At 40.6% G+C, this 21191-nt stretch carries 21 protein-coding genes, 2 pseudogenes and 1 riboswitch; of the genes and pseudogenes, 21 read left to right on the forward strand and 2 right to left on the reverse strand.

Going from position 1 to position 21191, the window contains the following annotated elements; all coding sequences use genetic code 11:
• Window positions 1–62 precede the first annotated feature (62 nt).
• The 9 genes from ACFCYJ_RS12505 to ACFCYJ_RS12545 all read left to right on the forward strand — a co-directional run bounded on the left by ACFCYJ_RS12505 (window position 63) and on the right by ACFCYJ_RS12545 (window position 6089).
• On the forward strand, window positions 63–245 hold the full coding sequence (locus ACFCYJ_RS12505; RefSeq protein ID WP_376074258.1) for a hypothetical protein: 183 nt from the start codon (window positions 63–65) through the stop codon (window positions 243–245).
• Window positions 246–452: 207 nt separating this feature from the next.
• The gene (locus tag ACFCYJ_RS12510) at window positions 453–1136 is read left to right on the forward strand and encodes an adenosylcobinamide amidohydrolase (protein WP_376074259.1); all 684 of its coding nucleotides are present in this window, start codon (window positions 453–455) and stop codon (window positions 1134–1136) included.
• A complete protein-coding gene (cbiB, locus tag ACFCYJ_RS12515) occupies window positions 1133–2089 on the forward strand; it encodes an adenosylcobinamide-phosphate synthase CbiB (protein WP_376074260.1) in 957 nt (318 codons plus the stop codon). Before ACFCYJ_RS12510 ends, cbiB begins: the two co-directional genes overlap by 4 nt.
• The gene (locus ACFCYJ_RS12520; RefSeq protein ID WP_376074261.1) at window positions 2076–3155 is read left to right on the forward strand and encodes a pyridoxal phosphate-dependent aminotransferase; all 1080 of its coding nucleotides are present in this window, start codon (window positions 2076–2078) and stop codon (window positions 3153–3155) included. The genes cbiB and ACFCYJ_RS12520 overlap by 14 nt, the downstream gene beginning before the upstream one ends.
• An 11-nt stretch (window positions 3156–3166) precedes the next feature.
• On the forward strand, window positions 3167–3772 hold the full coding sequence (locus ACFCYJ_RS12525; protein ID WP_376074262.1) for a histidine phosphatase family protein: 606 nt from the start codon (window positions 3167–3169) through the stop codon (window positions 3770–3772).
• A 12-nt stretch (window positions 3773–3784) separates the two neighbouring features.
• Window positions 3785–4360 (forward strand): bifunctional adenosylcobinamide kinase/adenosylcobinamide-phosphate guanylyltransferase, encoded by a 576-nt coding sequence (locus ACFCYJ_RS12530; protein WP_376074263.1) that lies wholly within the window; start codon window positions 3785–3787, stop codon window positions 4358–4360.
• 39 nt (window positions 4361–4399) lie between these two features.
• Window positions 4400–5176 carry an adenosylcobinamide-GDP ribazoletransferase gene (gene cobS / locus ACFCYJ_RS12535; protein WP_376074264.1) on the forward strand — a complete coding sequence of 259 codons (777 nt, stop codon included), beginning with the start codon at window positions 4400–4402 and terminating at the stop codon, window positions 5174–5176.
• Window positions 5149–5748 (forward strand): histidine phosphatase family protein, encoded by a 600-nt coding sequence (locus ACFCYJ_RS12540; RefSeq protein WP_376074265.1) that lies wholly within the window; start codon window positions 5149–5151, stop codon window positions 5746–5748. The genes cobS and ACFCYJ_RS12540 overlap by 28 nt, the downstream gene beginning before the upstream one ends.
• On the forward strand, window positions 5697–6089 hold the full coding sequence (locus tag ACFCYJ_RS12545; protein WP_376074266.1) for a bifunctional adenosylcobinamide kinase/adenosylcobinamide-phosphate guanylyltransferase: 393 nt from the start codon (window positions 5697–5699) through the stop codon (window positions 6087–6089). The genes ACFCYJ_RS12540 and ACFCYJ_RS12545 overlap by 52 nt, the downstream gene beginning before the upstream one ends.
• Before the next feature lie 31 nt (window positions 6090–6120).
• Here the strand turns inward: ACFCYJ_RS12545 and ACFCYJ_RS12550 are convergent, their stop codons facing one another.
• The gene (locus ACFCYJ_RS12550; protein ID WP_376074267.1) at window positions 6121–6318 is read right to left on the reverse strand and encodes a hypothetical protein; all 198 of its coding nucleotides are present in this window, start codon (window positions 6316–6318) and stop codon (window positions 6121–6123) included.
• Here ACFCYJ_RS12550 and ACFCYJ_RS12555 point away from each other — a divergent pair.
• The 9 genes and pseudogenes from ACFCYJ_RS12555 to ACFCYJ_RS12595 all read left to right on the forward strand — a co-directional run bounded on the left by ACFCYJ_RS12555 (window position 6305) and on the right by ACFCYJ_RS12595 (window position 16747).
• Window positions 6305–6445: a hypothetical protein gene (locus tag ACFCYJ_RS12555; protein ID WP_376074268.1), complete on the forward strand. Its 141-nt coding sequence runs from the start codon at window positions 6305–6307 to the stop codon at window positions 6443–6445. The two genes, ACFCYJ_RS12550 and ACFCYJ_RS12555, sit on opposite strands and share 14 nt — an antisense overlap.
• Window positions 6446–6480: 35 nt before the next feature.
• The gene (locus tag ACFCYJ_RS12560) at window positions 6481–6975 is read left to right on the forward strand and encodes an ECF transporter S component (protein WP_376074269.1); all 495 of its coding nucleotides are present in this window, start codon (window positions 6481–6483) and stop codon (window positions 6973–6975) included.
• Window positions 6972–7655 (forward strand): hypothetical protein, encoded by a 684-nt coding sequence (locus tag ACFCYJ_RS12565; RefSeq protein WP_376074270.1) that lies wholly within the window; start codon window positions 6972–6974, stop codon window positions 7653–7655. The genes ACFCYJ_RS12560 and ACFCYJ_RS12565 overlap by 4 nt, the downstream gene beginning before the upstream one ends.
• Window positions 7656–7764: 109 nt before the next feature.
• Window positions 7765–7950: riboswitch (cobalamin riboswitch) on the forward strand.
• Between the two features lie 162 nt (window positions 7951–8112).
• Window positions 8113–9414, forward strand: a pseudogene (locus ACFCYJ_RS12570) (ribonucleotide reductase N-terminal alpha domain-containing protein); the annotation flags it as partial.
• A gap of 341 nt (window positions 9415–9755) precedes the next feature.
• Window positions 9756–10667, forward strand: a pseudogene (locus ACFCYJ_RS12575) (ribonucleoside-diphosphate reductase subunit alpha); the annotation flags it as partial.
• Between the two features lie 13 nt (window positions 10668–10680).
• The gene (locus ACFCYJ_RS12580) at window positions 10681–11721 is read left to right on the forward strand and encodes a ribonucleotide-diphosphate reductase subunit beta (protein ID WP_376074271.1); all 1041 of its coding nucleotides are present in this window, start codon (window positions 10681–10683) and stop codon (window positions 11719–11721) included.
• Window positions 11722–11917: 196 nt separating this feature from the next.
• Complete coding sequence (locus tag ACFCYJ_RS12585; protein WP_376074272.1) at window positions 11918–13651, forward strand: ABC transporter ATP-binding protein; 1734 nt, start codon at window positions 11918–11920, stop codon at window positions 13649–13651.
• Complete coding sequence (locus tag ACFCYJ_RS12590; protein ID WP_376074273.1) at window positions 13648–15459, forward strand: ABC transporter ATP-binding protein; 1812 nt, start codon at window positions 13648–13650, stop codon at window positions 15457–15459. Before ACFCYJ_RS12585 ends, ACFCYJ_RS12590 begins: the two co-directional genes overlap by 4 nt.
• A 187-nt stretch (window positions 15460–15646) precedes the next feature.
• Entirely contained in the window at window positions 15647–16747 is a 1101-nt protein-coding gene (locus tag ACFCYJ_RS12595; RefSeq protein WP_376074274.1) for a lactonase family protein, read from the forward strand.
• Window positions 16748–16906: 159 nt separating this feature from the next.
• Here ACFCYJ_RS12595 and ACFCYJ_RS12600 read toward each other — a convergent pair whose 3' ends face one another.
• Window positions 16907–17821, reverse strand: coding sequence for a LysR family transcriptional regulator (locus tag ACFCYJ_RS12600; RefSeq protein WP_376074275.1), 915 nt, complete (start codon window positions 17819–17821; stop codon window positions 16907–16909).
• A gap of 81 nt (window positions 17822–17902) precedes the next feature.
• Between ACFCYJ_RS12600 and ACFCYJ_RS12605 the strand changes: the two genes are divergently transcribed.
• From ACFCYJ_RS12605 to ACFCYJ_RS12615, 3 genes are all read left to right on the forward strand, one after another.
• Window positions 17903–19123: an MFS transporter gene (locus ACFCYJ_RS12605; protein ID WP_376074324.1), complete on the forward strand. Its 1221-nt coding sequence runs from the start codon at window positions 17903–17905 to the stop codon at window positions 19121–19123.
• A gap of 193 nt (window positions 19124–19316) precedes the next feature.
• Window positions 19317–20336 (forward strand): ATP-binding cassette domain-containing protein, encoded by a 1020-nt coding sequence (locus tag ACFCYJ_RS12610; protein ID WP_376074276.1) that lies wholly within the window; start codon window positions 19317–19319, stop codon window positions 20334–20336.
• Entirely contained in the window at window positions 20333–21121 is a 789-nt protein-coding gene (locus ACFCYJ_RS12615; protein ID WP_376074277.1) for an ABC transporter permease, read from the forward strand. Before ACFCYJ_RS12610 ends, ACFCYJ_RS12615 begins: the two co-directional genes overlap by 4 nt.
• Window positions 21122–21191: the final 70 nt, after the last annotated feature.

The following is a 21191-nucleotide window of genomic DNA, read 5'->3' on the forward strand; positions in this document are numbered from 1 at the left end:
GTGTTTTCTTTTTGACGAGAATACGGTAAAATCGAGGGCGTACAAGATTGGAGGTTTTTCTTTTGAAAAAATTATCGATTGGTATGTTGCTATCAATGATTGGCATACTATTTGTTTGTTTAACGATCATGGATATTTTACCGTCCTCGACTAAAACAATGAAAATTGTCTATATCGGTATTGGTTGGGTATTTATTATTGCGGGATCCGTTATTCGTTTTAAAACGTTAAAACAAAGACAATAACGGAATATCTCGAAATTGAATTGTGATAATCCGCGAATTTATGATACAATTTCAAAAAAATAAATAATTTGAGTATTATGAAGTTGCGATGCTGTGCAAAAATTCAAAAGGTTTAAATTGGGGAACGATGATTAATTTAAGAATGAACAGTGCAAATTCTTCTTTGTAAGAATTTGTTTTTTTATTTTCTGAATAGGAGGCGAGATCATGCCAGTACTTCGCAAGGACGATATTCATATTTCTGACCATTATGTTGCCGTCCAAACAGATTCGCCGATGAAGGTCGTATCCTCAGCCGTACATAATCCGGGCTTTGGCTTTTATACACATTTGATGAATCGTTCAGTGCCCTATACGTATGATGAACGAAAACCACAGATAGAATTACAACGATTTTTACAGTCTGAGGGCTTTCCCATTGGCAATACGGTGGCGATGATGACGGCTGTCTATGCCCGGTATGCAACAATCCGTGAGTTTACATATGAAGGGATTCATCTTGTTATCATGATTACAGCTGGTCTTGGCAATGCCGTCGATATTACGCGTGCCTTTCATCGTCAGGAACAGTATCATGCGGGGACTATTAATACGTGGGTACTAATAAATGGGAGATTGTCGGATGAAGCTTTATTTCAGGCAATGATTTCTACGACAGAGGCAAAGGTCAAGGCACTTATTGATGAGGACATCACAGATCCAACAACAGGTACACAAGCTACAGGTACTTCAACGGATAGCTTGTTGATTGCTTCGACAGAGGAAGGCGACTACCATCAATATGCAGGGCCGATTACGATGCTTGGAAAAGTCATTGGCCACGGTGTTTATGAAACGATGCGAGAGGCCATTCAAAAATACAAAAAAGATAAAGAGGAGAATCCGTTATGATGTCACTGGTGATTGCCTGTATCATTGGGCTTGTTTTTGATTTACTAGTGGGTGATCCTCCTAAAATGCCTCATCCAGTACGCTGGATTGGAAAGCTCATTCAATCTCAAACAGAGTTATGGAATAAAGGAAGAATGAGAAAGTTTCGTGGCATGGTGATGGCGCTCGCTGTAGTTGGCACAACGATGTTTGTTGTGACGGCTATTTTACTTCTAAGCTATCAGGTTAGCCCGCTATTTTGCATAGTAGTAGAGGGCTTACTAATTGGGATTGGACTAGCACAGCGTAGTTTGAAGGAAGCGGCGATGGCTGTCTATGAACCGCTCGTTAAAGGTGATTTTGCTGAAGCTCGTGTGAAGCTTTCTTGGATAGTTGGTCGTGATACGGAGAAGCTTGACGAGGATGAGATTGTTCGTGGTGTTGTGGAGACGGTCTCAGAAAATACGAGTGATGGCGTAACAGCTCCGTTATTTTATGCCTTTTTATTTGGCGCAATAGGGTTATGGGGCTATAAAGCCGTCAATACGTTAGACTCTATGATTGGCTATAAAAACGAAAAATATAAAGATTTTGGTATGTTTGCTGCGAAGCTAGACGATGTACTAAATTTTATTCCTAGTCGATTAACTGGTCTACTGATGGTGCTAGGGACGAAAAATGAAACGAATGCATCTCTCGGGAAGCGCTTAAAACGGTGGGCACAGGATGCGAAAAAGCATCCAAGTCCTAATAGTGGTTATTTAGAGGCAGCTACAGCTGTTCAATTAGGTGTACAACTTGGTGGAAAAAATACATATCAGGGTGTCGTTTCTTATCGAGCAATAATGGGCGAGAAATTAGTTCCATTAACAAAAGAGCATATCGCAACGTCTGTGATTCATATGCGCATTGCGACCTTGCTCTTTACGTTAGTCATGTTATCAATGGAGGTGTTAATTTTTGCAATTACCTAATCACGGAGCAAATCCGCAAAATGTTTATCATCAGCTAGGGCTTGTTATGCCTGAAGAGGTGTATGATTTTAGTGAAAATGTGAATTCCGCAGGGCCGCCTCCGTTTGTTGAGGCACGTTGGCGGACATTTTATCCGCTTATTCAACGTTATCCAGATCCGGACGGTGAGCCGTTTTTATCAAAGGTGACAGCTTTTCATGCTGTGCAGAAAGATTCTATATTACTAGGTAATGGTGCATCCGAGCTTTTTAGTGTTCTCGTTAGACGCTACGCCAATAAACGTGTTATTATCGTACATCCTACTTTTTCAGAATATGAACGAACATTAACAGCAGTAGGCGCTGAAATTGTGCCGATTATTGTTGAGGATATTGTTCACTACACATTGCCGTTGGAGCGTCTGAAGCGTGAAATGGTGAACGCAGATGCTTTATATATTTGTACTCCGAACAATCCGACGGGAGTGCTGCCAAAGAAAGAAGAGCTTCTCGAATTAATCTCTCACGGTGCAAAGGTCAATTGTGAGCTTGTCATTGATGAGGCATTTATTGACTGGGTAGATGAAGCCTATTCATTAATCCAGCATGTGGCAGAAAATCCTCATCTGATCATCGTTCGTTCGATGACAAAAATGTATGCGATTCCAGGATTACGCCTAGGCTATTTAGTGGCGAGCCCAGTAGTTGTTGCTGATCTAAAGTCTATCCTACCGCATTGGAACTTGAATGCCTTTGCCCTCGTTATCGGTACAGGCTGTTTAGATGAGCATGTATATTGTGAGCAAGCTATTGCCTATGCTAAAAATCAACGGGAAGCGCTGCAGAGCTATTTACAAGAAAATGGTTGTCAGGTGACAAATAGTGTAACGAATTATGTATGTTTTGCATTACCGAAAAATCAGCAAGCAGATACATTTTTTACATATTGTTTATCAAAAGGCGTCGTGCTGCGGCATACAAAAAACTTTATGGGCTTAAATGGTGAATGGTTCCGTATTGGGATTAAAGATATTGTAGCCATGACGTATTTACAGAATTGTTTACAGGCGTGGTTTAACGCAAATTAGGGGTGACAAAGGTGACGACTTTTTATTTAATAAGACATGGTGAAACGATGTGGAATAAAGAGCAGCGACTACAGGGATGGCTAGATTCGCCGTTATCCGAAAAGGGCATTTTACATGCAGAAAAACTTCGAGATCATTTGAAAAATTGCTCTTTTACAGCGGCAATTAGCAGTTCAAGTGGTCGTGCTAAGGAAACCATGCAAATTCTTCTAGCTGATCAACTGCTTCCACTTTATTATGAGGATAATTTACGGGAGATTTTTTTAGGAGATTGGCAAGGGAAAACAGTCGAGGACATCATGACTTCTCATCCTGATTATGAATTATATACCGATAATCCTGGACAATTCGTCGCAACTCATACGGAAAGCTTTGGTACGGTAACAGAACGAGCGATGTTTACGTTAAAGAAAATTGCAGAAAAATATCCAGAGAATAATGTGTTAATTGTGTCCCACGCTGTAACGATTAAATGTATTATTAACGCTATTTTAGGGCGAAGCGTCGATCAGCTGTGGGCAGAGCCATTTATTCATGGTACAAGTGTAACGATTATTGAACAAGCCCGGCAACAATGGCTCGTTAAAGAAATCGGTAACATTCAACATTTACAATAGGAGGCGTAACCATTGCCACTAATTTTCATTACTGGGGGAGTACGCAGTGGTAAATCCCACTTTGCTGAAAAAGCGGCTGTTACTCACTATCAAACAGAGTTTATGCAAGCACAACGACTTATTTATATTGCTTCCGGTGTAGCGTTGGATCGTGAAATGGAGAAGCGGATCATACGACATCAGGCAGACAGACAAGCACAAAATATCGAGTGGCTGACGATAGAAGCACCTTATGCAATCGCAGATACCCTGTATAAACTGACCGATGGAGATGTCGTGTTATGGGACTGTGTTACGACATGGCTAACAAATGCGTTTTACGAGGGTTTTGACACAGGAACTCCATGTGTGGAGCAGCCCGGCTGTTTAGAAAAGAAGCTTGAGGTTTTAAAAAAGGCGGTAAGGACGTTACTTGAGAAAAGAGTGACGTTTTTTATCGTCTCGAACGAATTATTCGATGAGCCTCCATATACGAACGAGGAAGTAGAATTATACCGACAAATCCTTGGGGAATTACATCAATGGTTCGTGTCCATAGCAGATGAGGCGTATGAAATAAACTATGGTGTCGTAAAGAAATGGAAATAATGAATGACGCTTTGAAAATAAAAAGAAGGTGGCAAGACGATGAAAAATTTCTGGCATAGCATACAACTTGCATTTCAATTTTTTACAGTTTTGCCGGTACATAAAGAAATTCCTTTAACGAAGGCAACGATTACAGGGATGTTCGCCTTTTTACCGTGGATAGGGGCACTCATGGGTACCGTAGTGGCAGCGGTGATCTATGGTTTAACGGAATGGACGGCAAGCAGTGAGGTCTTGCTTTCTTTTGTGATTATCGCATTATTTGCCTTATTTACTGGTGGTTTACATTTAGACGGTTTTATTGATATGGGGGATGCGTATTTTTCCTACCGAGATCGTGAGAAGCGGCTTGAAATTTTAGATGATCCACGTGTTGGTGCATTTGGTGTGCTTTCAGTGCTATTTTTAGTCCTTGGTAAATTTGTCATACTTCACGAATTATTCGTACAGCATAAGTTAGCACTGTGGATGCTTGTGTTTATTCCGTTATGTACACGAGTAGGTATGAGCTTTTATTTTATGTCACTCAAGTGCTCAAAGGAAAAGGGGCTTGCCTACTTTTTTAAAACACATATTAAGCCGGGTTTACTTATTTGCTTTATGTTTTTAACATTAGTTGTAGCATACAGTAGCTTGTTGTTTGTAACGGGCTTCACACTGGTTCCATTCGTGTTGATGGCTGTATTAGCGATTGCCTTTTTAGTCTTTCGGCAATTTACTGTGCGCAACTTTGGTGGTGTTTCGGGAGATTTACTCGGGGCATCAATTGAAGGAATGGAGGTTGTACTGTGGGTGACGTTGTTACTGTGCACTTAATGAGACATGCACCAACAAAGGAAAATTTGGAGAAGCGTTATATCGGCTGGACAGATTCTTCATTAGCTGATGCATCTTTACTTACTATTGTAGATCAAGATGTCACGAAGGTGTATGGTAGTGATTTACTGCGCTGTAGGGAAACAGCTGCCCATTATTTTCCGAATGCAACATACGTGTCTGATAGGAGATTTCGAGAGTCGAATTTCGGAGATTTTGAAGGGCTCACATATGAGGACTTACAATCCAATCGTCGTTATTGTGCATGGTTAGATGATCCTGTACAGTCACCGCCTCCAAGGGGAGAAGGCTTTGATGTCTTTTGTGCACGTGTTAAGGAAGGGTTCACAGTATTACCAAAAGGGGAGGATGTTTATCATCTCGTTGTCCATGGTGGCGTAATTCGAGCACTTCTCGTAGCCTTTGCACCGACTGAGCAACCTTTTTGGTCCTATCAAACACCGCATGATAAAATGTTTTCTTTAACGTTTACAAGAAAGGCTTGGGAGGAGGGAGCAAGATGCATGTCTTTATCGGAGGAGCCTATAGTGGAAAAACCGACTATGTTATGAAATTACTTGCAGGTCAAAACGTTGAGCTAGTGGATGGCACTCTACCTGATAGCACTCCAACCTGTGATGTACTAGTTATTAAAAACATAGAGAAGTGGCTCGTAACACAAGATCTTGAGGATGATGAGCCCCTTGTCAGAAATATTTTGACAAGACTAAAGACACTTGAAGAAAATTGTGCTTTGTATATAATAGTGACCGATATGGGACGTGGCGTTGTTCCAATGGAAAAACAGGCACGATTGTTGCGTGATACATGTGGGCGTTTGTACCAGGCATTATTTGCTGAAGCCGAACAAGTCGTACGCATTTGGTACGGCATTGGGGAACAAATCAAATGATATAGATTTGAAAAATTTAGAAGGCTTTTCATTAAAAATGTTTGGGTTGATGATTGTTAAAACCTACGCTATGTATATAAGTTGATTGGAGTGGAGGCTGGGTGACTCCTTGGGAATCAGCTATAGAGGAACGAAGGCTAAAACCATCACGTCCTGTGATAACGCCTTCGTGACCAACCTCGTGTTGGCCCGAGACCCTGGAGCGAGCAAAACGAGTGAAGCGGCTCATCGGACGCCCCCAGGAAGCTTTGCTCTGTGCGAAAGCGAAGCGACAGCAATTGTTTTATCTGTGCGAAAGCGAAGCGACAGCAACAACAAAGCACCCAGCCGGAACGGAAATCAACCACAAGTTATAATGTATAGCCAAATATTATAGGAAAGAGGAAATAGGATGGATCGACAAAGATTAATGAAATTGACGCTCACTGCCATGGTAGCAGCAATTTGTGCAGTGGGTGCAGTCATTAAAATTCCAACATTTATTTCAACTGCAGCGCTTGATTCTGCACCTGCATTGTTGAGCGTTGTATTTTTATCTCCAGTATTAGCTGGGGTTGCGGGAGTCATTGGGCATTTTATCTCAGCCTTAACTACTGGCTTCCCTCTAGGGCCACTACATATTATTATCGCGGTAGAAATGTTTATTGTTGTATGGATCTTTGGGGTAATGCATAAAAAAGGAATGCATTTCTGGAAATGGCCTGTGGCACTTATATTAAATGGCGTTGTGGCACCTTTACCATTTTACTTTATCATTAGTCCGGCATTTTACTGGGCGTCACTGACTAGTCTTCCATTGGCAACACTCGTAAATCTGGTGATCGTTGCAATTGTGATGCCAATTCTCTCTAAGGTGTTTGTGCGTAAGGAAGGTCGAGTACATTGAGAAATGCAATAAAAATAGGTGAGCTGTTTGCTACAACAGATAATGCCGCAGCAATTGGCGAAAAACCACAAGATGTTGTGTCTGCCCCAGACAAACTAACGGCATACTTAACGGCGCGTGTTACTTTTTTAGAGCAGCTTGCTGCAAATGCTTTACCAAGACATATTTTACTTGCTAATTTTTCAGGGGATGCTGCATGGTCTCGTTATATTGCAGGCATTCAGCAGGTTTTTGATGAGGTGAGTCTTATTTGTCCGCCAATAGACGGTAGCACAGAGTCCAATATGCCGACTTTACAATCAGGTTTGTCTATAACGATGCTTGGTGAGCAGCAGAAACGCACAGTAACTAAGTATGAGCAGCTAAGTTGGTACACATATGGGATGCCGCTTGTAGGCAATGAAATCCTTGCACAGCCTGAAAATGTCGCACAGCTACAACCTATTTTTCAAGCGTGGAAAGAGGGAATCGTGCAGCAAGTCTGGCCAGTTGGATCAAAAGGTCTGCAAGCAGAATTTACCCGACTTTTTGGCGAGCAACAAGTCAAAAGTTCATTAGATGTTGAGAAAACGGCTGGTCCATGTGCAGTAGTTTTGCTAGGAATACAGCTAGAAAAAGAGCAGCTAGCACAAAAATATTTTCCTGGAAATTTTGAAAAACTACGTAAAACTGCATTGTAATTGGGCTTGCTTCGAGAAAAAGTAGCACATTATAACTTGCAAGGGGCAAAACGCCTATTGCAACAATAAACACAATATGTTAGATTTGTTTAGGAGTTAAAACACTATATATAGTATTTGGACGAGCGGTACCAATGTGGTTTAAAAGGGAATTCGGAAAAGAGTCATCTTAGGCCGAAGCTGTCCCCGCAACTGTAAGTGCTGACAAATGATGACTAGCCACTGTGAAGAACGGGAAGGCCATCATTTGGAGGAAGCATGAGCCAGGAGACCTGCCGAGTTGTTCAAGACAGCAACACATTCTTCGGGGATTGAGAAGTGGAGGCGAGAGATTTGTCCACTTCTTAGTGTGCATGTCCTTCATTTCCATTTCCGATTTTACAGCGATCACGTAACCGATAGATGTTGCGTGATCGCTTTTTGTGTTGCTGGAGAAAGAAAGGGAGAGAATGTATACATGACAATTCAAATCGAACAGCAAATTGCTAAGCTCAAGAAAAGTTATACGGAGGATGAACTTGAAAGTTTTGTAAGGTTATCGGATCGTTGGCTACGAAAAAACGACAATGCCACATTTGAAGCATGGGCGGATGCGATGATTTTACAAACGCTTAGCTTAATTGATGAGGAGGAGCCATACTGGACATTTGTCGCAGCTCAAATTTATTTAGAAAAACTATATGATCAATTTGCAACGCGTCGTGGTGTCTCAGTGAAAGATGTTTATAAGGTTTTCCCAGAACATTTAGCAGACTATACAGAAGCTGGTTTGTATCATGAAAGTTTAACAACAAAGTATAGTGAGCAGGAGCTTCAGGAACTCGCTTCTTATCTAGAATCAAGTCGTGATGAGTTGTTTACGTATATTGGTTTAAAAACATTAATGGACCGCTATGTAGTCCGTGATTACACGAAAACACCAGTGGAGCTACCGCAGGAACGATGGATGGTCATTGCAATGACTCTTATGCAGGATGAGACAGAAAATCGTTTAGAAAAAGTACATGAATCTTACTGGGCAATGAGTAATTTATATATGACTGTTGCCACACCAACATTATCGAATGCAGGTAAAACGCATGGTCAGTTATCTAGCTGCTTTATCGATACAGTAGATGATAGTTTACAAAGTATTTATGATACGAATACAGATGTCGCAACATTATCGAAGTACGGCGGTGGTATTGGTGTTTATATGGGCAAAATTCGTAGCCGAGGCTCATCGATTAAAGGCTTTAAAGGTGCATCAAGTGGTGTTTTACCATGGATTAAACAACTTAATAATACGGCGGTTTCAGTCGATCAGCTAGGTCAACGACAAGGAGCTATTGCTGTCTATCTAGATGTTTGGCATAAAGACGTCTTTACGTTTTTAGATTTACGCTTAAACAATGGGGATGAGCGTTTACGTGCTCATGATATTTTCACAGGGCTATGCTTACCGGATTTATTTATGGAAACGGTAGAAGAGCGCGGGGAATGGCATTTATTTGACCCACATGAAGTGCGAGAAGTTATGGGCTTTTCACTAGAGGATTACTACGATGAGAAAAAGGGTGACGGTTCTTTCCGTACTAAATATGAGGAATGTATCGCGAATCCATTGTTAAGTCGTGAAGTCGTTCCAGCCATTGATATTATGAAGCGTATTATGCGCTCACAGCTTGAAACAGGCGTACCGTTTATGTTCTATCGAGATGAAGTCAATCGCATGAATCCGAATAAGCATGAAGGGATGGTTTACTCAAGTAATTTGTGTTAATAGTAGCACCTTCAATCAGAAATGGTTGTCGAAAACTCCGTTAAACGGGGAAAGTCACAATGTGATAACCCACCGTGCTAAATCTTTTGATTTAAATATATTAATCAAAAGTAAAAGCCTAACGACTATCGAAAGCATAGCTCATTGAAAAATATGAGTGAAGAAGCGAGTAGAGTACCCCTCAAGCGAGGCCCTATAAAATGGGATAATTCATAAAGGGAAAAGCGGAGCATCCTACAGGTAGAGCTGAGGATGATGATATAGTCTCCTCTGTATAGTGATATACAGCAGTTCATAAGAGAACGGATTAGGTTTAGCGAACCTAGTTGAAGAAAAGGACAGAAATATTCCAAAACATGTCAGCTACTGAATTCGAATCTATTACCCTAGAAGATGACGTTATCGTAACACGTCGCAAACCTGGAGATTTCGTTGTATGTAACTTATCATCTATCAATTTAGGCCGAGCAGTTCCGGCTGGTGTTCTAGAACGATTGATCCCGGTTCAAGTACGTATGCTAGATAACGTTATCGCTCTCAATACAATTCCAGTAAAACAAGCAGAGCGTACGAACTTACGTTACCGTGGTATTGGGCTTGGCACATTTGGCTGGCACCATTTATTAGCTTTGAAAGAAATTCAATGGGAGTCTGAGGAAGCTGTAGAATTTGCGGACAAGCTATATGAGGAAATTGCTTATTTAACGATTCGTGCTTCGAACAATTTGGCATGTGAAAAAGGGGCCTACCCATTATTTGAAGGCTCGGATTGGCATACGGGTGCGTATTTTGACAAACGGGGCTATGACAGCAATAAATGGAACGCGTTACGCGCCGCGGTTGCTGAAAAAGGTATGCGTAACGGCTATGTAATGGCAGTTGCACCTAACTCATCAACATCCATTTTAGCGGGCAGTACGGCTACGATTGATCCGATCTTCCAAAAGAGTTATTCAGAGGAGAAGAAGGATTACAAAATTCCAGTAACAGTACCAGATCTATCACCTGTGACGACTTGGTATTATAAATCTGCTTATTTCATCGATCAAAATTGGACAATCAAGCAAAATGCTGCACGAGCACGTCATATCGACCAAGGCATTTCACTTAATTTATACGTTCAAAATACGATTAAGGCAAAAGATTTACTAGCATTGCATATGAATGCTTGGGCGAGCGGTGTGAAAACGACCTATTATGTGCGCTCAACGTCTGTAGAATTGCTAGAATGTGAGTCTTGCGCGAGCTAGGAGGAAGTTAACAATGACAACAATTACAAAACGACAAATTATGGATAAAGAAGCACCAAACCGTTCAACAGGAATTGTCAACGGACGTTCTTCTAACATTTTAAACTGGGATGATGTGCGTTTTAGCTGGGCATATCCAAAGTATAAAAAAATGCTAGGGAACTTCTGGACACCGTTTGAAATTAATATGAGCAATGATGTCAAACAGTTTCCACAGCTATCAGCAGATGAACAAGAATCCTTTTTAAAAATCATTGGCTTACTAGCACTATTAGACAGTGTGCAAACTGATTTTGCAGGGAAAGTAGCGGATTATTTAACAGATTCAAGTTTAAATGCACTAATGATTATTTTAGCGCAACAAGAGGTGATCCATAATCACTCTTATTCCTACGTGCTATCAAGTATTGTCAACAAAGACGAGCAGGATCGTACGTTTGATTTTTGGCGTACAGAGCCAGTGTTAGAGCGACGTAATGAGTTCGTTATTAAGGGCTACCATGCATTTTCAGAGGAGCCAACTGTTGAAAATATGCTAGAAGCGATTGTCTATGATGTGATTTTGGAAGGTTTATTCTTCTATTCTGGCTTCGCGTTCTTCTATCATTTAGCACGCAATCAAAAAATGGTGGCCTCGTCGACGATGATTAATTATATTAATCGCGATGAACAGCTACATGTCGATTTATTTGTGAAAATTTATCAGGAGCTACTAGAGGAATATCCTGAATACGATACACCAGAACGAGCAGCTCGTGTACAGGAAATCTTCCGTGAAGCCGTCCAACTAGAAATCGATTGGGCCAATGAAGTGATTGGCAATAAAGTTGAAGGCCTCGATGTGGAAGATGTGCATGATTATGTACACTTCTATGCAAACGTACGCTGTAATCAGCTTGGCGTAGAGCGTCCATTTGAAGGCTATCGCAAAAATCCATTGAAGTGGGTAAAAGCGTATGAGGATGTTGACTTAGGAAAAACAGATTTCTTCGAGCAGCGTTCTCGCCAATATGTGAAGGTCAATGTAGAAGATAACGGATTTGATGATTTGTAATACTAAATACACCTCGATGTTGAAATAACATTGAGGTGTATTTTTTAGCTTGAACAACAGCTAAAGTTACCAAAACCTACATAAATAATCAATCATGTCCCAAATATTACGAGACCCGAAAATTAATTACCACTTGAGAATGATTTTCAGTTATAATTAAGAGCGAATGTGATTTAAATGGAACGGAGACGAAAGAATGCAGGCAATTAAACAGTTAGGAGCGTATTTAGGGCCCTATAAATTTTTTACCTTGATTGCACCATTATTAATGGTACTAGAGGTAACGATGGATTTACTTCAGCCGACGATTATGCAGCATATGATTGATACGGGTATTGCCAATGGCGACAATCCGTATGTGCTGAAAATGTTCGTCTGGATGCTAGTGAGTGCGGTATTCGGACTAGTTGGTGGGGTAGGCTGTTCCTATTATAGTTCAAAGGCAGCTATCCATTTTGCATCAGATGTTCGTCAGTCACTTTATGAAAAAATGATGACGTATTCGGCAAAGGAACGTGATGCTTTTACTACAGGGAAGCTTATTACGATTTTAACGAGTGATGTGGAAAGTGTTCAGCGCGCGTTTATGATGACATTGCGTATTTTTGTACGTGGTCCATTATTATTTATTGGAGCAGTCATTATTGTTTTTGTGACGGCACGTGAGCTATTTTCTATACTTCTTATTATCGTACCGCTATTAATTATTGCGATGTACTTTTTCACAAAGTACTCGGGTGTCCTGTATCGTCGTGTGCAGGAGGCAATTGATGGTGTCAATACGAAGCTTCAGGAGAATTTAGCGGGGATTCGTGTCGTTAAGGCGTTCCGTCGTGAAACGCAACAGATTGAACAATTTAGTGGGCTAAATGATACGCTAACGAAGCGCTTTATTACAGCCGAGCAAATCGTTGGGGTGCTCGTGCCGTTTACGATGTTTGTTGTCAATCTAGGGATTGTAGCAGCACTCTGGCTTGGTGCCATTAAAGTAGAAGCTGGTACATTACAGGTTGGGGTGATTCTCGCTTTTATTAACTATTTAACGATTATATTAAATGGATTGATGACTTCTAGTATGGTATTGATGCAAATAGCACGTGCTATTCCTTCGGGAGAGCGTATTGTGGACGTCTTAAATAAAGAAGTAGCGGTCAAGGAAGCGGAAAACCACCTTACAGCGCCAATTCAAGGGGCGATTGACTTTCACAATGTGAGCTATCGTTATTATGAATCGGCGGAGGATGTCCTAAAAAATATTACATTTTCCGTAAAGCCCGGGCAAACGGTAGGCCTGATCGGAAAAACAGGTAGTGGAAAGTCAACGCTAGTGAAGCTATTACCACGATTATTTGATCCAACGAGTGGAGAAATACACTTGGATGGCAAGCCTCTAAAGGATTATGCACTTTCCACTTTACGCAAGCATATCGGCTTTACTTCTCAAAAAGCTTTGCTGTTCTCAGGTGCAATTGATAATAATATCCGTGTTGGTAAGGAGGATGCAACGTCAGTGGAATTACAGCAAGCTCTAGATGCAGCATGTGCCACTGAATTTGTGGACCGACTGGATAACGGTTTAGCGCATGAACTTACACAGGGGGCAACCAATCTCTCTGGCGGTCAAAAGCAGCGACTAGCATTAACGCGTGCACTTGTAAGACAGCCGGCTATTTTAGTGCTGGATGATACAACATCAGCCCTTGATAGTGCCTCTGAAAAACATGTCCAACAAGCTATTAGCAATCAATATAATGACACGACGACGTTTATCGTAGCGTCTAAAATTGCTTCTATTCAGCAGGCGGACCAGATTCTAGTATTAGAAGACGGCGAAATTGTTGGTCAAGGTACACATCAACAATTATTACAGAATAATAAATTCTACCAAGCAATTTACGCTTCACAGCAAAAGGCTGGTGTACAACAATGAGTCAAAGTCAACCAAAGCAAATGAATTTTGGACGCGGACCACGTGTGGCTGGGCCAGCTGAAAAGGCTAGAAATCAAAAAGCCACGATCAATCGAGTGTGGCACTATGTGAAGCAGCAAAAAATAGGACTTTATTTCTCTATATTTTTTGTAGTAGCTTCAACATTTTTAAGCTTAGCAGGACCGTACTTAATCGGACATATCGTGGATGAATATATTATGAAGAAAGATATTGCCGGTACGATTCGTCTAGGTATAGTGCTAGCAGTTATTTATACAGCTGCGTCTATTTTTACGTGGCTACAAACGTATGTCATGATCCATGTGGCGATGAAAACAATTCGCACATTACGACTTGAACTATTTAAAAAGCTACAAACGTTAACACTGAGATTTTTCGATCAGCGAGCACTCGGTGATTTAATGAGCCGTGTGACAAATGATATCGATAATTTAAATACGGCACTTGCACAAAGTGTGACACAAATCGTTTCGTCAGTCTTAACGGTAATCGGTGTTAGTATTGCTATGTTCTCGCTTAGCTGGCAGCTAGCAATCGTGACGCTGATTATAATTCCACTAATTGTTTTTACGACGAAGCAAATTGTTAAACGTAGTAGTAAAAACTATGTGGCCCGTCAACGTGATTTAGGAAAGCTGAACGGGTATATTGAGGAAATGATTACGGGTGCAGAGGTTGTGACGCTTTTTGGGACTGAACAACAAACAATTGAAACGTTTCATAAACAGAACGAAAATCTCCGTAACTCGGCACAGCGAGCAGAAATTACTTCAGGTCTACTTGGCCCCATTAATAACTTTATGAATAATTTAGGTTTAGCTGTTGTCATTGGCACAGGGGCATTTTTATCGGTAAAAGGGATCGTTTCAGTTGGGGTTATCGCCGCATTTGTCACGTATACACGTCAGTTTTTCCGTCCGTTGAATCAGTTATCAAATCTTTTGAATACCTTCCAGTCGGCAATTGCAGGAGCAGAACGAGTTTTCGAGATTTTAGATGAATCTTCGGAAGTAGCTGATAAAAAGCATGCCATAGATTGTCAAAGTCTAAAAGGAGAAGTGACATTTCGCAATGTTTCCTTCAGCTATTTACCCGAGAGGCCAGTCCTGAAAAATATTAGCTTCCATGCCAAACAGGGTGAAACCATTGCACTTGTTGGACCAACGGGATCAGGGAAAACAACGATTATCAATTTGTTAAGTCGTTTTTATGACGTCGATGCAGGGGAAATATTAATTGATGGTCAAAACATCGAGGATTATAAAATGGCAACGATCCGTCAACGAGTGGGTGTTGTACTGCAGGACACGTATTTATTTTCCGGAACGATTCGTGAAAATATTCGTTTCGGTAAACTTGATGCTACGGATGCAGAGGTAGAAGAAGCGGCGAAAATCGCGAATGCCCATAATTTTATTAAACATTTACCAGCACAATATGATACACTGGTTCAAGCAGGTGGGGCAAATTTAAGTCAAGGTCAACGCCAATTATTAGCTATTGCCCGGGAAATTTTAGAAAATTCAGATATTTTAATTTTGGATGAAGCTACATCCAGTGTGGATACGCAAACAGAGGTTGATATTCAAAAAGGTCTTCAGCATTTAATGCAGGGACGCACAAGCTTTGTCATTGCACACCGCTTAAAAACAATCGAAAATGCCGACCAAATCCTTGTTATTCAACAAGGTGAAATTGTGGAGCAGGGCAATCACGAGCAGCTCATGCAAAAACAAGGTATTTATAGTAATCTCCAACAGAAACTTTTGCTGGAACAAGTGGAATAACATATAGAAGGCTGTCTATTAAGTAAGCTTAATAGACAGCTTTTTTATTTTCCGTAAAAAAATAATGCTGCTCACATTATGTACTTAAGCTATTGAGCATTAGTAAAATAATTGAGCAATTATCCTGTAAACGGGGAATTGAATTCGTAAAAGAACCATATAAAGCTATAAAAGGAGGAAAGTTTATATGAACAAAAATTCCCCTGCAAGTGTAAGTATGGTTTACATGATGACAAATAATGAAGTCATGAATCAAGTCATTGCCTTTTACAGGGACACAAATGGAATGCTCGCCTTCGTAGGTGCCTATCCAACTAATGGTAGAGGTACTGGCATAAGGAAAGTCTCTGCGGCAACCCCAAACAATGGTGTCGATCCCCTGACGTCACAAGGAGCATTAACCTTATCCCGTGATGGTCGTTTCCTTCTTGCAGTGAACGCAGGCAGCCATAGTATTAGCAGTTTTCTCATTAGTGACAGCGGTGCACCCGTTCTCGCGGACGTGAAGCCATCGGGAGGTGCACAGCCAAATAGTGTAGATGTGTTTGGTAATCTTGTCTATGTTGCCAATGTTGGGTATGCCGCGAACAATTATGCATCGAATATCATGGGTTTTCGTATAGATGAACACGGGCGCCTTACTCCTATTGCCGGCTCCTCACGTTCTCTCAGTACTTTCAATGCCGAGCCCGCTCAGGTTCTTTTCACACGTGATGGCAGTAAGCTTCTTGTAACCGAGTATACTTCAAACCGTCTTAGCGTTTTCAACGTAAATCAAAACGGTACGGTTACAGAGCCAATCGTAAATGATTCTTATGGTGACGGACCATTGGGTGCCTATTTTCTATCCTCTGGAATCCTCTTAGTTACTGAAGCAAGTTCAAATGCCCTTTCTTCCTATTCAATGAGCAATGACGGGATTCTTCATGTGATCAGTGGCTCCGTACCAAATGGATATAAAACCGCATGCTGGGTAATCACAACTAGAGATGAACGTTTTGCATTCATAACTAATACTTTAAGCGGCACCATTTCCACGTACCGAATCGATCCCAATGGTGCACTGTCAGTAGCAGGGCATATTACCAGTACACCAATAGGTACAGCTCCAGGACTGCCTATGGATGTTGGTGTGAGCAAAGATGGACGGCATTTTTACACCCTAAACGGAAATCAGGGAACAGTCTCCGTATTTGCAATCCAAGCGGATGGAAGTCTAGTTAGATTGCAGGTTGCTGCATGGACTCAACTCCCTTATTTTGGCTCGCAGGGGTTAGCGGTTCTTTGATTTTAAGTTGGGTGATGAATAAAAAAAGTTGGGTGATAAATTATAAAAGTTAGGTGATAAATTAAAAAAGTTAGGTGATAAATTTTAAAAGTTAGGCGATAAAATTGGGGCGATAAACCTTGAAATTGTTCCGATAAATTGCTAGAAGACCCTATCAAACTAGCTTCGTTCGATAGGGTCTTCTAGCAATGATTCAATTACATGTTTTAATTGAAAAATAGAAGATTGTTGATTCTCGTTCTTCTTGTAAACAAAGACAGTCTCTATTTCTTTATTTAACTTCGGCAAATCGTAATAGTGAATGTTGGAGTAGTTATAAAGGTCAATTAGTTTTGTATTTAATACAGCAATTGTATTGTCTATTTGTAGGAAATCAAGGATACTACTTACCGATTTTATTTCCTTCATCGTAAATGGAACTTGATTCTTTTTTAACCACTCTGCCATCGCCCGTGTATACATACAGCCTTTACTTAACACAAGGAGTGTGAAAGGAGAACGTTTCTCGAAATCAATAATATATGAATCGTTCGAAATGACTTCAAATGTTTCAGTTGCAATCCTGTCATAATTTAAATCAGGGTAGTGTTTAATAGGATTACTCGTCAGTGAACAATCCATTTCGGCATTATGTATTTTTTCATTTAAGGAAGTGCTTGATTCCACGGTGAAATCGACATCTAAAGGAATATTATTTGTCTGCAAGGCATTCATAATGGATGCGCCATAAATTTTAATCGTTGTATGGGAAGTGCCGAAGTTAATTTTTGAATTTGTTTGTGCCGAACCAATCTCTTGTAAAAATTCATCGTACTCCTGTGTCATCAGCTTTAAAAATTTTAAATAGTGTATCCCTACATCTGTAATCTTCAAGCCCTGTGGTGTACGCTTAAACACTTCCTGACCAATTTCAGCCTCCATTTTCTTCACTTTTGAGGTTAAGGCAGATTGCGTATAATTCGTCATTTCAGCGGATTTACTAAGATTTTGTCTCTCCAAAATTTCAATCTTTATTGCTATTTCTTCTATGTTCATGTTGTATGTCACACACCTATAAATTTTTTTGATAGCCACTATCACTTTCCTCCATTTTACGCATTCATAGGGTACGCGTAAACTCAAATATGTAAAGTAAATATGAATTAGTGTAAGAGCATAGGAGGAATTTTTATGAATACATATTATAAGTGGGTCATCGTATTAGTGGCCACGCTGTCTCAAACTGCGGCAACTTTCGTGACGTACGGCATGGGACCAATCGCCACGTTTTATCAAATTGAATGGAATTTATCATCGCTCCAAACAGGATTTATCGTCTCTGCCGTTAATATTGGGCCCATCTTTTCGATGATGATGTTCGGCTATTTAATGGATAAAAAAGGGGAAAAACAAATCATCGGATGGGGTTCCATATTATTAGGGCTCTCGGCTTTACTACTCATGTTGGTCAATAATTATATGGTGTTGTTATTTTTATTATTAATCGTAGGAGTTTGGTACGGCAGTGCACAAACTGGGGGGAGTACGGCTATTGTAAAATGGTTTCCAGACAAACATCGCGGGCTGGCGATTGGCATTCGACAAACAGGTATTCCAATCGGTGGAGCGCTAGCATCAGTCATTCTCACATATATATACCATCATTATAGCCTGTCATTCGTGCATCTTGTACAAGGATTCGTAGCAATTGCTGGTGGACTGCTCTTTTTACTGATTTATCAGGAGCCTAAAAAACGCGTAGCAGTAGCTGCAACATCTGTCACTTTTAAAGAGAAGCTCACGGCCATTAAAAATAATAAAGATTTATATCCAATCTATATTGTAGGAATCGTGATGATGACCTTACAAATGATACTCGTTGCCCATTTTATGAGTTATTTACATCAAGAAGGAGGCTATACCTTAACAGAGGCAGGCCAGTATTTAAGCCTAGTATTAATCGGTGGGATGATTGGCAGGGTGGCCATTGCTTGGATTAGTGATCAATTTTTTGCGCAGAAGCGGGAATATTTATTAATAATCGTGATGGTAAGTGCAGTGATTCTTACAGTCATATTGCCATTTATGCTACATGCTAAAATATTGATGCTAGTATGTTGTTTCTTATTAGGCTTCGTAGCGCTTGGCTGGTATTCATTGTTTATCGCCTGTGTGACAGAGCAATCGAATCCACAATATGTAGGTCTAACTGTGAGTGCTGCCTTGACGTTGAATCAGTTTTTTATCGTCATTGCCCCTTCATTATTTGGATTCATGGTAACTTTTTTTTCAAGTTATCAATTGGCGATGGACATTGTCGCAATAGTTGTCGCTCTCGGTGCAATAAATTTACATAGGGCGACCAAAAATACGAAGATTAGTCCAGAAGTGCTGTAGTTCCATGGAGATTGCTTCGTAAACAAACAGCTGATCAAATTCAATGAATGACTTAGATTATTCGGTTCACATTCAGTTCATAAATTTATTGTATCATCCGTTTATAGACAATTAATAAAATCTATAAAAAACTTAAAAAAAGGATTTCCATCATGAAAAATGAAATGATGGTAGTAAGTGAGGAGGAATAGTAATGGGGAATGTGAATAGAATGAAAAGCCCGTTAGAGAATAGTGAGTGGGCTATTGAAGCACGTGGCCTAGTCAAACATTTTGGAGAAAATCGGGCTGTTGATGGTGTCGATCTAAACGTACGTGCTGGCACGATCTATGGGGTACTTGGTCCTAACGGCGCAGGAAAGACAACTACCATCAGAATGCTAGCAACTCTTCTACGAGCAGATGCTGGATCGGCACGAATATTCGGTTATGACATAGTGAAAGAGCCACATATTGTACGTCAATTAATTGGCGTTACTGGTCAGTATGCTTCAGTTGACGAGTCACTTAGTGCAACGGAAAATTTAATTATTTTCTCTCGTTTGCTAGGATTGGGACGTACAGAGGCCCGAAATAAGGCAGCTGAATTACTGGAAGAGTTCGGTTTATCAGAAGCTGCTAAACGTCCTTTGAAAAATTTTTCTGGAGGTATGCGTCGTCGCTTGGATTTGGCAGCCAGTTTGATTGCACAGCCACCGTTAATTTTCTTAGATGAGCCGACGACGGGGCTAGATCCTCGTACGCGTAATCAAATGTGGGATACTATTCGTCGTTTAGTAGATACAGGGTCAACTGTCTTGTTAACGACACAGTATTTGCAAGAGGTAGATGAGCTGGCAGATCGACTTGCCGTTATTGATCATGGCCGAGTTGTTGCGGAGGGAACAGTCGATGAGCTAAAGGCATCTGTAGGTACATCATCTTTACATTTGAACATTCAAAATCCTCAGGAGATCATAGTTGCTCGTGAAACCGTAGAACAAATACTCAAAGTAAAAACTACAGTTACACAGGACATTGGGAAGATTACGGCCCCGATGTCAAATGTTGACGCAGTTACGGATTTACTGATCGCACTTCGTCAAAAAGGAATACAACTTGATGAGTTAAGTGTACAAAAACCGACCTTAGATGAAGTGTTTTTGACAATTACCGGTGAGAATGTTCCCCAAGAACTCCAAGGCTCTGAGCAAGGAGAGGGGGAAAGAGTATGAAAAGTCAATTACTAAAGAAGCCGAGCTTCAATCAATCTTTAAGAAATTCGTTAACGATGGCCTATCGAGGTGTATTAAAAATTCGACGTACACCTGAGCAATTGTTTGATGTAACGCTTCAGCCGATTATTTTCACCTTGATGTTCACCTACATTTTTGGGGGAGCCATTTCGGGCAATGTGGAAAACTATTTGCCAGTCATCATTCCAGGAATTCTCGTGCAAACGGTCATCACTACCTCAATCGTTACAGGAGTCCAATTGAGGGAAGATATGGATAAAGGGGTGTTTGATCGATTTAAATCACTACCTATTGCACGTATTGCACCACTTGCTGGAGCTCTCTTGGCAGATACGATTCGTTATACTATTGCAACTGTACTTACTTTTACTATGGGATATATCATGGGGTATCGACCAGAAGGTGGATTGGGTCGCGTTGTACTTGCGGGGCTTTTAGTTATTGTCTGTGCCTGGGCTATTAGCTGGATCTTTGCCTTCTTTGGTGTCATTGCACGTACAGCTTCGAGTGTACAAGGAATTTCCATGCTCGTTCTGTTTCCACTGACATTTCTTTCTAATGCTTTTGTTCCAGCAGAGACTTTACCAAATTTCCTGCAGTGGTTTGTGAAAATTAATCCAATTTCACATCTCGTCACAGCCGTTAGAGAACTTGCAAATTCGGGAGCTATAGGTTGGGATTTGTCAGCTTCACTTATTGGAGCTGCCATTGTTGTAATCATTTTTGCACCACTAACGGTTCGTGCTTATATGCGTAGAACATAAAAAAGTCTAAAAGCGTGTTTTGATCAAGCAATTGTCAAAACACGCTTTTTATTGGATTGTTTGCGTAAAA

It is taken from the genome of Lysinibacillus sp. NPDC056232 (assembly GCF_042267565.1).
Lineage (GTDB): Bacteria > Bacillota > Bacilli > Bacillales_A > Planococcaceae > Lysinibacillus.